The 12,727-nt window shown below is 46.7% G+C and carries 10 protein-coding genes; all 10 read right to left on the bottom strand.

The genetic code is table 11. The annotated features are described in order from the left end of the window. Positions 1 to 25: 25 nt before the first annotated feature. The gene (rbfA, locus tag HAP68_RS08075) at positions 26 to 379 is read right to left on the bottom strand and encodes a 30S ribosome-binding factor RbfA (RefSeq protein ID WP_003154185.1); all 354 of its coding nucleotides are present in this window, start codon (positions 377 to 379) and stop codon (positions 26 to 28) included. A 16-nt stretch (positions 380 to 395) separates the two neighbouring features. Then, positions 396 to 674 carry a DUF503 domain-containing protein gene (locus tag HAP68_RS08070; RefSeq protein WP_003154188.1) on the bottom strand — a complete coding sequence of 93 codons (279 nt, stop codon included), beginning with the start codon at positions 672 to 674 and terminating at the stop codon, positions 396 to 398. Then, positions 671 to 2,821 (bottom strand): translation initiation factor IF-2, encoded by a 2,151-nt coding sequence (infB, locus tag HAP68_RS08065; protein WP_003154190.1) that lies wholly within the window; start codon positions 2,819 to 2,821, stop codon positions 671 to 673. The genes HAP68_RS08070 and infB overlap by 4 nt, the downstream gene beginning before the upstream one ends. A 19-nt stretch (positions 2,822 to 2,840) precedes the next feature. Further along, entirely contained in the window at positions 2,841 to 3,143 is a 303-nt protein-coding gene (locus HAP68_RS08060) for a YlxQ family RNA-binding protein (RefSeq protein WP_003154192.1), read from the bottom strand. Between the two features lies 1 nt (position 3,144). After that, entirely contained in the window at positions 3,145 to 3,420 is a 276-nt protein-coding gene (gene rulR / locus HAP68_RS08055) for a glucose-induced regulator RulR (RefSeq protein WP_003154193.1), read from the bottom strand. 13 nt (positions 3,421 to 3,433) lie between these two features. Further along, positions 3,434 to 4,555, bottom strand: a complete 1,122-nt coding sequence (gene nusA / locus HAP68_RS08050) for a transcription termination factor NusA (RefSeq protein ID WP_003154195.1) — start codon at positions 4,553 to 4,555, stop codon at positions 3,434 to 3,436. 39 nt (positions 4,556 to 4,594) lie between these two features. Continuing rightward, positions 4,595 to 5,065: a ribosome maturation factor RimP gene (gene rimP / locus HAP68_RS08045; protein ID WP_003154197.1), complete on the bottom strand. Its 471-nt coding sequence runs from the start codon at positions 5,063 to 5,065 to the stop codon at positions 4,595 to 4,597. A 239-nt stretch (positions 5,066 to 5,304) separates the two neighbouring features. Continuing rightward, positions 5,305 to 9,618 carry a PolC-type DNA polymerase III gene (locus HAP68_RS08040; protein WP_024085302.1) on the bottom strand — a complete coding sequence of 1,438 codons (4,314 nt, stop codon included), beginning with the start codon at positions 9,616 to 9,618 and terminating at the stop codon, positions 5,305 to 5,307. 111 nt (positions 9,619 to 9,729) lie between these two features. After that, positions 9,730 to 11,424, bottom strand: coding sequence for a proline--tRNA ligase (locus HAP68_RS08035; protein ID WP_024085301.1), 1,695 nt, complete (start codon positions 11,422 to 11,424; stop codon positions 9,730 to 9,732). A 31-nt stretch (positions 11,425 to 11,455) separates the two neighbouring features. Continuing rightward, positions 11,456 to 12,724: an RIP metalloprotease RseP gene (gene rseP / locus HAP68_RS08030; RefSeq protein WP_088005384.1), complete on the bottom strand. Its 1,269-nt coding sequence runs from the start codon at positions 12,722 to 12,724 to the stop codon at positions 11,456 to 11,458. Between the last annotated feature and the right edge of the window lie 3 nt (positions 12,725 to 12,727).

Genomic DNA, 12,727 nt, shown 5'->3' with positions numbered 1-12,727 from the left:
CGACACTCGCCCATCCTCTTTCCCGTTATTCAGACGGTTTATCTGAATGCAGTTCGTGAATCAATGTTTCAATACGATTGCCGTACTCAATTGATTCATCAAATTCAAATTCAAGCTCAGGCGTTTTGCGGAGTCTGATTCGGCTGCCGATTTCGGAACGGATAAATCCTTTCGCTTTCTCAAGCCCTTTCAGCGCCTCCTCTTTCTTTTTCTCTCCGCCGAGAACGGAGATATACACCTTCGCTATTTGCAAATCACCTGAAACACGTACGTCTGTTACAGTGAGAAATCCGATTCTCGGGTCTTTCAGCTTTCGGCTGATAATATCCCCGAGCTCTTTTTTCATCTGCTCGCCGACACGGTTTGCTCTCATACTCAATTCAATCACCTCTAAGTTAAAACCACTCTGTTCTAGTGATCGTCCGTTCTATCTCGGGAAAGGAGTCAATAAACGCGAGTACGCGCTGGATCTCCTTTTCCGCCTGAACGTGAGAGGAAGAGACGACGGCGATTCCGAAGCTGGTCCGCTGCCAAGTGTCCTGATAGCCGATTTCTGCGGCCGACACGTTGAACTTATTCTGAACCCTCGTTATAATCCGCTTCAGAACGGCTCGTTTCTCCTTTAATGATCCCGCATCATAAATGATGCATTCACATTCCGCAAATCCGATCACTTTCTTTCGATTTCCTGCATGACATACGCTTCAAGGACGTCGCCTTCGCGAATGTCATTGTATTTCTTAATCGTTATACCACATTCATATCCTTGTGAAACTTCTTTCACATCATCTTTGAAGCGTTTCAGAACGTCTACTTCCCCTTCGAAGATGACCACGCCGTCACGGATCAGGCGGAGTCCGCTGTCACGTGTAATGTGGCCGTCTGTTACATATCCGCCGGCAATCGTGCCGATTTTCGACACTTTGAATGTTTGGCGCACTTCAACCTGACCGATGACTTTTTCTTCGTACTCAGGATCAAGCATTCCTTTCATCGCCGCTTCAATTTCTTCGATGACTTTGTAAATGATACGGTGAAGACGGATATCTACATTTTCAGCTTCAGCCGTGCTCTTAGCATTTCCGTCTGGGCGCACATTAAACCCGATAACGATTGCATTTGAAGCTGATGCGAGAATGATGTCTGATTCCGTAATCGCACCGACGCCTGTGTGAATGATTTTCACTTTTACGCCTTCTACTTCAATTTTTTGAAGAGCGGCTGTTAACGCTTCGGCTGAACCTTGAACGTCAGCTTTTACGATTAAATTGATGTCTTTAACATCGCCTTGTTTAATTTGTTCAAACAGATCATCAAGGCTCAGCTTCGCTTTGTCGCTGCGCTGTTCTTCCAGTTGCTTGGAAGCGCGTGCTTCACCGACAGAACGGGCTGTTTTTTCATCTTTAAAGACGAGGAATTGATCGCCAGCCTGCGGTACGTCGTTTAAGCCCGTGATTTCTACAGGTGTGGACGGTCCGGCTGTTTTCACGCGGCGGCCGAGATCATTGACCATGGCCCGCACGCGGCCGAATGTATTTCCGACAACGATCGGATCTCCGACATGCAATGTTCCCGTTTGAACGAGAAGTGTTGCGACAGATCCTCTTCCTTTATCGAGCTCAGCTTCAATAACCGTTCCTTTTGCCTGACGGTTCGGATTGGCTTTCAGCTCTTCCACTTCACTGACAAGCAGAATCATTTCGACAAGCTCGTCAATTCCCTTGCCTGTAAGAGCAGACAGAGGAACGAAAATCGTTTCTCCTCCCCATGCTTCAGGAACGAGTCCGTATTCAGTCAGCTCCTGCATGACACGGTCAGGGTTCGCGCTTTCTTTATCCACTTTATTCACGGCAACGATAATCGGAACCTCAGCCGCTTTCGCATGGTTGATGGCTTCGACTGTTTGCGGCATAACGCCGTCATCAGCCGCTACGACTAAAATGGTAATATCAGTTACTTCCGCACCGCGCGCACGCATTGTTGTGAACGCCGCGTGTCCCGGAGTATCTAAGAACGTGATTTTTTTGCCGTTTTCTTCGATCTGGTACGCCCCGATATGCTGGGTGATTCCGCCGGCTTCACCTTCAACAACCTTTGTTTTTCTGATACTGTCAAGGAGGGTCGTTTTCCCGTGGTCAACGTGGCCCATGATCGTCACGACAGGCGGACGGATTTGAAGATCTTCTTCTTTGTCAGCCTCTTCATATTTTTCAAGCTCAGTTTCTTCAAGCACAATCACTTCTTCTGTTTCCACACCGTATTCAGATGCGATCAGTTCGATTGTGTCTTTGTCAAGCTCCTGGTTAATGGTAGCCATTACACCCAGAAGCATCAGTTTTTTAATGAGTTCAGACGGTTCTTTGCCAAGTTCTTCGGCTAAGGCCCCGACTGTTAAAGAGCCGGAAAACGTAATTTTCTCAGGAAGCTCTTTTTTCGGTTTCAGCGGTTTTTGCTGATACTGATTTTTGTTGTTATGATTGCGTTTGTTTTTGTTTTTGTTGTTGTTGTTATTCTTCTTGTTTTTGTTAAATTGATTATTCTGCACGTCATTCTTCTTTCCGTCTCGAATTTTGTTTGGTTGATTCCCAGCAGGCTGCTGATTAATCCCTTGCGGCTTGTTTTTGTTCGTTTCCGCAGGCTTCTGAGATGTAACGCCGGCGCCGCCTTTTTTAAATTTCGCATCAAGCTGCTTAATGGTCTTTTCTTCAAGCATTGCCATATGGTTATTTACTACTATATCCATGTTTTTCAGCGCAGTCAAAATTTCCTTGCTTGAAACATTGATGGCTTTTGCATATTCGTAAACTCTCATTTTAGCCATTCGTTCACCCCCAAAAATATTAATCGAGCAAGCTGATCAGCTTATTCGCAAAACCTTGGTCAGTGACGGCGACAACGACACGTGATTCCTTGCCGATAGAGCGGCCGAGATCCGCGCGGCTTTCGACTTTTTTATAAGGCACTTTATAATAATTGCATTTATCGGATACTTTTTTTGCAGTATTCGCAGATGCATCTTCTGTCAGCAGAACAAGTTTTGCACGCGCATTTCTAATTTCTTTTATAACCAAGTCCTCGCCCGACACGACCTTACGAGCTCGATTGGCCAGACCCAGCAAGGGAAACCATTCCATTCCAGACATGTTATTTTTTCACCTTTTCCGCCAGTTCCAGCAATTCTTCGAAAATCTGGTCATCGATTTGTGATTGAAATTGATTTTGCAATGTGTTTTTCTTTTTCGCAGCTAAGATGCATTCTTTCTCAAGGGTGATATAGGCACCCCGCCCGTTCTTCTTTCCGGTCGGATCGACTGAAATCTCTCCTTCTTTAGAACGGACAATTCGGATCAGTTCCTTTTTAGGCTTCATTTCCCCCGTTACCACGCATTTGCGCAGAGGAATTTTTTTTCGCTTATTCACCTAAAGTCACCTCTTATTCATCCGATTCGGCTGTTTCAGGCTCCATAAAGAGCGGCTCTAAATCGTCATCTTCTTCATGCTCTCTCGGATAGATGCCAAGGTCTCTTGCATCCGTTTCACTTTTGATATCGATTTTCCAGCCTGTCAGTTTCGCGGCTAAGCGGGCGTTTTGCCCTCTTTTTCCGATTGCCAGAGAAAGCTGGTAATCAGGAACGATGACAGTCGTGGCTTTTTCTTCTTCGCTGACGATGACATCCAGTACTTTAGACGGGCTGAGCGCATTGGCAACAAATTCAACCGGATCATCAGACCAGTTGACGATATCAATTTTTTCGCCTTTCAGTTCATTGACGATCGCCTGCACCCGCTGGCCTTTAGGACCGACGCATGAACCGACCGGATCAACGTCAGGGTCATCAGTGCGGACGGAGATTTTAGAGCGGTCGCCCGCTTCTCTGGCAACGGATTTCAGTTCGACCGTTCCGTCATAAATTTCCGGCACTTCGATTTCAAAAAGACGCTTCAACAGACCAGGATGCGTTCTTGATACATAGATCTGCGGCCCTTTTGTCGTTTTTTCGACTTTTGTGATAAATACTTTAATCCGATCGTGCGGTTTATAGCTCTCATTCGGCATTTGTTCATTGACGGGCAGCAGCGCTTCAATCTTGCCGAGAGACACGTAAATAAACTTGCTGTCTAAGCGCTGTACAATTCCCGTCATGATGTCTTCTTCACGATCGATAAATTCTGAGTAAATCACGCCGCGCTCAGCTTCACGGACACGCTGCGTCACCACTTGTTTCGCCGTCTGCGCAGCAATGCGGCCGAAGTCTTTCGGCGTGACTTCTATTTCAACGACATCTCCGACAAGGTAGTTCGGATGGATGTGCTGGGCGTCGTCAAGCGAGATTTCAAGTCTTGAATCGTATACCTCGTCTACGACATCCTTTCTTGCGAACACGCGGATCGTGCCCGTCTCACGGTTCAGATCGACCCGTACGTTTTGCGCCTGGTTAAAATTTCGCTTATACGCGGAAATTAAGGCAGCTTCAATTGCTTCGATGATAATGTCTTTACTGATGCCTTTTTCTTTTTCAAGAATAGTGAGAGCATCTAATAGTTCACTGCTCATGTTAGCGGTCTCCCCCCTTAAACACTAATACTTCATTCATTAAAATGTTACAGCTAATCTTGCGTTAGCTATTTTTTCATACGGAATATTGACCCGTTTCTTTCTTGTTTTGACCGTCATCTCTATTGTAACAGTTTGTCCATCAAATTCAGCCAATTTGCCTTCAAACACTTTTAAACCGTCAATCGGTTCGTACGTTTTCATGTACACATTTTTGCCCAGTGATTTTTCGAAGTCGGCTTTTTTCTTTAATGGACGCTCGGCTCCAGGAGAAGATACTTCAAGAAAGTAGTTCTGAGTGATCGGATCGGCCTCATCCAGCTTTTCGCTTAACGCTTCGCTGACTTTGGCGCACTCCTCAATATCAACACCGTTATCGGAATCAATAAACACGCGAAGGAACCAGTTTTGACCCTCTTTGACAAATTCAATGTCTACGAGTTCAAGCTGAAGGTCATCCAGTATGGGCTGAGCCATTCCTTGAACGGTATCAGTCACTTTTTTGCTCATGTTTTTCCTCCTTGTGCTGTCGATATCATATCAGCCGTTCCTCTGCATAAAAACCCTGCTTCTAAAGAGCAGGGGCATTGAGAAAACGATGGACATGTCGAGGCAAAATTGCCTGTTCAATACAAAAGAGCGGGTTTCCCCACTCTTTGCCTCGGTAATCGTTAGCATTTCCAATAAAACTATACCATAACCATATATTTAATGCAAATCAAACTCCGCTCGGAGGCTGTGCACAAAGCTTAAAACAGCGACAGCTGATTTTGGTCCGGAAGCGACTCAAGACAGCCGTGACGATCTAAATACTCTAAAATGGTTTTTGACACTTTTCCTCGTTTTTGAAGGTCCTCTTTTGAAAGGAACTCCCCTTCTTCCCGCGCTTTCACAATATTGAGAGCGGCGTTGGTTCCGAGTCCCGGAATTGAGTTGAACGGCGGGATGAGACTGTTGCCGTCAATGATAAATTCCGAAGCGCTCGAACGGTATAGATCGACCTTCTGGAAGGAATAGCCGCGCTCACACATTTCAAGCGCAAGCTCTAACACGGTAAGGAGGTTTTTCTCCTTAGGCGAAGCATCAAGCCCTTTAGAGCTGATATCATCCATCACCGCTCTGATGGCGGTCGAGCCTTTAATCATTGTATCAATGTCAAAGTCATCTGCGCGGACGGTAAAATACGCAGCATAATATAAAAGCGCGTGATGCACTTTAAAATAGGCAATCCGCACCGCCATCAGCACGTATGCGGCGGCGTGGGCTTTCGGGAACATGTATTTGATTTTTTTGCATGAATCAATATACCAGTTCGGCACATTGTTCTTTTTCATTTCTTCTTCCCATTCCGGCGTCAGGCCTTTGCCTTTACGCACGAATTCCATGATTTTAAAGGCCAGTGAAGGCTCAAGGCCCTGATAAATCAAGTAAACCATAATGTCATCACGGCAGCCGATCACTTCGCTCAGTTCACACGTATTGTTGTGTATCAGTTCCTGCGCGTTGCCGAGCCATACGTCCGTGCCGTGGGAAAGCCCGGAAATCTGGACAAGCTCGGAGAACGTCGTCGGCTTCGTATCCTCAAGCATCTGCCGCACAAATCGCGTCCCGAATTCAGGAATACCGAGCGTCCCCGTTTTACAGCCGATCTGCTCTTCAGTGACGCCGAGCGATTCTGTACCTTGGAAAATCTTCATAACTTCCGGATCATCTGTCGGAATCGTCTTCGGATCAATTCCGCTTAAATCCTGGAGCATCCGGATGACTGTCGGGTCATCGTGCCCCAATATATCAAGCTTCAGCAGGTTGTCATGAATGGAGTGGAAGTCAAAATGAGTCGTTTTCCATTCAGACCCCGTCGCATCTGCCGGGAATTGTATCGGGGAAAAATCGTAAATATCCATGTAATCCGGGACAACGATAATCCCCCCCGGGTGCTGGCCGGTCGTTCTCTTAACGCCGGTGCAGCCCTGCACCAGACGGTCGATCTCCGCGCCGCGCATGTGTAGGTTGTGATCACCCGCATAGCCTTTCACATATCCGTAAGCCGTCTTTTCCGCAACGGTGCCGATCGTTCCCGCGCGATACACGTTATCTTCACCGAACAGCACTTTCGTGTAGTTATGGGCATGGGGCTGATACTCACCTGAGAAGTTCAAGTCGATATCGGGTACTTTGTCACCTTTAAAGCCTAAGAACGTTTCAAACGGGATATCATGCCCGTCCTTTTTCAAAGGTGTGCCGCAAGACGGGCAGCTTTTATCCGGAAGGTCAAAACCGGAACCGACTGATCCGTCATTAAAGAATTCGGAATATCGGCAGCTCGGGCACACATAGTGCGGAGCGAGCGGATTCACTTCAGTAATTTCCGTTAAGGTCGCCACAAGCGATGAACCGACGGACCCCCGGGAGCCGACGAGATAACCGTCATCCAGAGACCGTTTTACAAGCTTATGGGAGATGAGATAAATAACGGCGAATCCATGACCGATGATGCTTTTTAATTCTTTTTCTATTCTCGCTTCCACAATTTCAGGAAGCTCTTCACCGTAAATGCTTCTGGCGCGCTGATAGCTCATTTCACGGATTTCTTCATCGGCTCCGTCAATTTTCGGCGTGTACAGATCGTCTTTGATCGGTTTGATCTCATCGATCATCGAAGCGACTTTCTGCGTATTGTCAACCACGATTTCTTTCGCTTTTTCCGCACCGAGAAAGGAGAAAGCATCCAGCATTTCATCTGTCGTTCTGAAGTGCACTTTAGGCAGTTCGTGCCGGTTTAACGGGTTGGCGCCGCCTTGGGAAGATATTAAGATCTTCCGGTAAATTTTATCCTCATCGTTTAAATAGTGGACATTTCCGGTGGCAACGACCGGCTTATTCAATTTTTCCCCGAGCTTCGTGATGTTGGCGATGATTTCTTTCAGCGCTTTTTCATCCCGGACGAGCTCAAGCTGCAGAAGGTGTCTGTATACTTCCGGCGGCTGCACTTCAAGATAATCATAGAATGATGCGATATCTTCAACCTCTTCAGGTGATTTTTGCATCATGCCTTCAAAGACCTCTCCCCTGTCACAGGCAGAGCCGATTAACAGACCTTCTCTGTATTTATTAAGCTGCGACCTCGGAATGCGCGGCACTCTGTAGAAATATTGAATATGAGAAATGGACACGAGCTTAAACAGATTTTTAAGGCCGGTCTCATTTACGGCAAGCAATGTAGCGTGATAAGGCCTTGATCTTTGATAAGCATTGGATTGTCCCATATTCTCATTCAGCTGATCATGATAAAAAATGTCTTTTTCAGCGGCATCTTTGAGCATTTTCAACAGCAGGTAGCCCGTTGCTTCAGCGTCAAAGACCGCTCGGTGATGCTGGGTTAATTCGATATCAAACTTCTTACATAACGTATTTAAGCGGTGATTTTTAAACTCAGGATACAGGAAACGCGCGAGTTCCAGCGTATCAATAACCGGATTTTTCGCTTTTTCCGTTTTCAAAAGACGCTTGTACGCCACATTTAAAAATCCCATATCAAAGCTGGCGTTATGAGCCACAAGCACGTCATCGCCGATCCATTCTTTAAAATCCCGGACGACGTCAACGACATCGGGAGCGTCGCGGACCATGTCATCCGTAATCCCGGTAAGCTCTATCGTCGTTGCTGACAGCGGATGGTGCGGATTGGCGAACGCTTCGAATTTATCGATGATTTCTCCGCCTCTTATTTTGACTGCGGCAAGCTCAATGATGGTGTCATACACTGCGGACAGACCTGTCGTTTCAACGTCAAAGACGACGTATGTGTCTTCTTCCAAGAGACGGTGAGCTGGATTGTATGCGATCGGAACGCCGTCATCCACGATATTGGCTTCCATTCCGTAAATCATTTTAATGCCGTGTTTTTTCGCGGCGGAATAAGCATCCGGGAAAGACTGCACAACGGCATGATCAGTTAACGCAATCGCTTCATGTCCCCATTTTTTCGCCTGTTCGACAAGCTTTCCGATGCCCGTTACAGCATCCATTTGGCTCATCGGAGAATGCAGATGAAGCTCAACCCGTTTTTCGCCTTCAGGAGCGGTGTCTTCACGGGTTTTGGCTTTTATTTCATTCACGTCATTTGCAATCATGACGAGGTCTCTGACGAATGTATCGTTTTGAATGCTTCCCCGCGCCTTCACCCACATGCCTTTTTTCAGCGTTTTCATCAAAGCGGCGTCTTCTTTTTCTCTGGCGAACATTTTTACTAAAATACTGTTTGTATAGTCCGTGATTTTGAAAATGCAGAGCGTGCGTCCGCTTTTCAGCTCGCGTGTTTCAGCATCAAACACAAACCCCTGCACCGTGATTCTTCTTTCTTCATCCATGATGCTGTCAAGCGTCCGGATTTCTTCGTTCTCTTTAATTTGATAGCCGATGACAAGCGGGCCGGACGGCGCTTGATCCTCATCGCCCTCTTTTTCCTTCTTCTCCATTTCGATAAGCGCCTGCATCGCCCGCTCCTGATCTTCAGCAAGCTTTTGCTCGCGGAATTTCTGGACTTCTTGGTCAGATACGAAAATTTCGGTATCCAGCTGCAGTTCCGGAAATCCGAATTGGCGGTAGCTGTGCTGAATCAGTGCGCTGTATTTATTTTTGAGCGCCGATGCTTCTGTATCTGTTTTTGTTTTCACGATCAGTTTGTTTCCCTTGAGCTTCGGCTTCTGCTGATTCAAAAGAGCCACCATCGGCGGCGAGGTTCCTTCAAGCTCTTCAATACAGCGTGTCCAATAATCCTGTACAAGCTCCTCTGTCACTGTAGGATCGATGACCTGAACAGACGATGTGACACGGGCGATGTGAGCAAACGATTGTGTTAACCTCATCATGAATGAATCGTATATTTGATACGGCAAAAGAGCCTTAAAGCGAAATTGGAAATGCCAGGCTTTTTCTGCTTTATGGATTGTCAGTTTATCAATCTCTCCGTCTTCAAAGTATGTCATGAAGGTATCATCTGTCATATTAAGCTGCTGCAGAAGAATCTGAAACTGTCTTCTGTTTACTGATAACTGTTCCATTCAGACAGTATCCCTCCCTTAAAACATCATAAGTGAAGGTACCTCCGCAGGTGATGAGGTACCTTCTTTTTTCTCTATTTTAACATGATTTTGTACGATTCGTTATGGTGATTACTTCGTCTTAATAAATTCAGAAAGCTCATCCACTGAAACTTCAGCAGATTCACCGGTTTTGCGGATTTTCACTTCTACGATGCCTTCGTCGGCACGTTTTCCGACAGTGATGCGGATCGGAAGGCCGATCAGATCAGAATCAGCAAACTTCACGCCTGCGCGTTCAGCGCGGTCATCGTATAAAACCTCATAACCTTCCGTCTGGAATTTTCCGTAAAGCTGTTCAGCAAGCTCTTTTTGCGCTTCATTTTTCATATTCAGCGCCAAAATATGAAGATCATACGGAGCAACGCTCTTCGGCCAGATCAAGCCTTTTTCGTCGTGATGCTGTTCAGCGATGGCAGAAAGCGTTCTGGACACGCCGATTCCGTAACATCCCATCAGCATCGGCTGCGCACGCCCGTTTTCATCAAGGTATGTCGCATTCATCGCTTCAGAGTAACGCGTGCCGAGTTTAAAGACTTGTCCGACCTCAATCCCTTCAGCGAAACGGATCGTGCCTTTTCCGTCAGGTGACGGATCGCCTTCCTGAATGATTCGAAGATCGGCATACGCTTTTACAGACGCGTCACGTTCGATGTTTACGTTTCGGTAATGACGGTCTTTTTCATTCGCGCCGCAAACGGCGTTTACCATTACTTTCACGGCTTGGTCGGCATAAATCTCAATGTCGCCGGCAGCGCCGATCGGCCCCGCAAATCCCGGCTCCGTGCCAAGTTTCTCCGCTACTTCTTCATGAGACGCAAGCTCAACCACTTCCGCGTTCAGAAGGTTTTTCACTTTCACGTCGTTGACCTCATGATCGCCTCTTACTAACACGAGAACAAATCGGTCATCCGCTTTAAACAGCATTGATTTGATGCAGGCGCTCGGCTCGATCTGCAAGAACGAAGCGAGCTCTTCAATGCTTTTGACATTCGGCGTATCAATTTTCTCCAATGCCTCGGGTGTTTCATCTGAAGGCTCGCTGTTCATGACAACTTCCGCCATTTCCGTATTGGCTGCGTAAGAGGATCCATCGGAATAAGCGATGGTATCTTCCCCTATTTCAGAAAGAGCCATAAATTCATGCGTGTCTTTTCCGCCCATCGCGCCTGAGTCGGCAATAACGGGACGGACGTTTAATTCACAGCGTGCGAAAATGCTGCTGTATGCGCCGTACATGTTTTGGTACGTTTCCTCCAGACTTTCTTCAGAAGCATGGAAAGAATACGCATCTTTCATGATGAATTCGCGTCCGCGCAATAACCCGAAACGCGGGCGTTTTTCATCTCTGAATTTAGACTGGATCTGGTAAAGAGTGAGCGGCAGACGCTTATAAGATTTCACCTCATCACGCACGAGAGAAGTAATGACTTCTTCATGTGTCGCGCCTAAAGCAAATTCACGGCCGTGGCGGTCTTTCAGACGCATTAATTCAGGCCCGTACGTATACCATCTGCCTGATTCCTGCCATGTTTCAGCCTGCTGAAGGGCCGGCATCAGCATTTCCACCGCGTTGATTTTTTCCATTTCTTCACGCACGATCTTCTGAATGTTTTGAATGACCCTGTAAGCCAGGGGCATGTAGCTGTAAACCCCGCTCGTATTTTGTCTGATAAATCCCGCTCTCAGCAGAAGCTTATGGCTTTTTGCTTCAGCATCAGCCGGCACTTCTCTCAGGGTCGGAATAAGCGTCAAACTTTGTCTCATGTCTTCGCACCTCTGATTTTTTACTAGTCAATTATAAGAATAAACGCTGGATATCGTTCCATGTGACAACCAGCATAAGAAGCATTAAGAAAGCTACGCCGATAAATACGACAAATGCTTCCTTGTCACGGTTTATCGGCTTGCCGCGGATTGCTTCAATGAATAAAAACAGCAGCCGTCCGCCGTCAAGCGCCGGTATCGGCAGCAGGTTGACGATTCCCAGGTTGATGCTTAAAAACGCCGCAAACTGGAATAGGTTGATAATACCGGTTTTTGCAACTTGATCCGTCATATCATAAATGCCGACAGGACCCGAAAGCATATCAAGCTTAAACTGGCCTGTCACAAGTTTGCTCAGATTGGTCAGGATCGCTTTTGTGACATCAACGGTAGATGTCGCGCCGTAAGCAATCGCTGCAAGCGCGCCTTTTTCAGTCGGCGCATAAGAGCCGAAGCGGCCGATTGTTTTTTTATTTTCATCTTTTACAGCTTCAGGTGTAACCGAGATATGAAACGATTTGCCATCCCGTTTGACGGCGACATCGATTTTTTTCCCGGGATTTTCTTTTACCGCTGTCACGATGTCGGTCCATGACCTCATTTTTTCACCGTTAATGCTCTGGATATAGTCGCCTTCTTTTAAACCTGCAGCAGCTGCGCGTCCATTGTCTGTCAGCTTCCCGAGCTCAGGCTGATTTGAAGGCACGCCTTGAATGAATCCGAGCATGACGAGAATGACATACGCTAAGATGAAGTTCATAATCGGACCGGCAGCAATCGCCTTAATCCGCTTCCATACGGGTTTAGACCCGAATTGTCGATTGTAAGGCGCAATCTGCACTTCTTCTCCGTCTACGATAAAAAAAGAGGTCTGACTGACAGTAAAGCCCGCCAGTTCATCTTCTTTCCCCTGCTCGTACCCGGTAATCTTCATTTCGTGCTCAAGATCAGCCGTCTCCACCTCGATAATTAAAGCGTCGGGATACTTTTCCTTTTGATTAATGATGACTTTTTCCACTTCGTCCTCTTTATTAAAAAGAAGCCCGACGGTATAACCGGGTTTGACTTCGATCATCTCTGGGTCTTCACCGGCCATGCGGACGAACCCTCCGACCGGAAGGAGTCTGATCGTATACACGGTTTCATTCTTTTTAAATGAAAAGATTTTAGGGCCGAAGCCGATCGCAAATTCACGGCAAAGGATTCCCGCTCTTTGGGCGAGCAATAAATGCCCGAGCTCATGGAAAAAAACGAGCGTTCCGAAAATAATAATAAACGCGATAACTGTATTCACGAACATACC

Origin of the sequence: Bacillus sp. Bvel1 (genome assembly GCF_014872755.1) — a bacterium.
GTDB lineage: Bacteria > Bacillota > Bacilli > Bacillales > Bacillaceae > Bacillus > Bacillus velezensis.
Note: the sequence above shows the minus strand (reverse complement) of the source record. Positions and strands in the feature narration are given on the sequence as shown.

Bases quoted from the DNA above. Each gene is read 5' to 3' on its own strand.
- infB (WP_003154190.1), bottom strand. From the start codon at position 2,821: ATGGCTAAAATGAGAGTTTACGAATATGCAAAAGCCATCAATGTTTCA.
- HAP68_RS08060 (WP_003154192.1), bottom strand. From the start codon at position 3,143: ATGTCTGGAATGGAATGGTTTCCCTTGCTGGGTCTGGCCAATCGAGCT.
- nusA (WP_003154195.1), bottom strand. From the start codon at position 4,555: ATGAGCAGTGAACTATTAGATGCTCTCACTATTCTTGAAAAAGAAAAA.
- rimP (WP_003154197.1), bottom strand. From the start codon at position 5,065: ATGAGCAAAAAAGTGACTGATACCGTTCAAGGAATGGCTCAGCCCATA.
- HAP68_RS08040 (WP_024085302.1), bottom strand. From the start codon at position 9,618: ATGGAACAGTTATCAGTAAACAGAAGACAGTTTCAGATTCTTCTGCAG.
- HAP68_RS08035 (WP_024085301.1), bottom strand. From the start codon at position 11,424: ATGAGACAAAGTTTGACGCTTATTCCGACCCTGAGAGAAGTGCCGGCT.
- rseP (WP_088005384.1), bottom strand. From the start codon at position 12,724: ATGTTCGTGAATACAGTTATCGCGTTTATTATTATTTTCGGAACGCTC.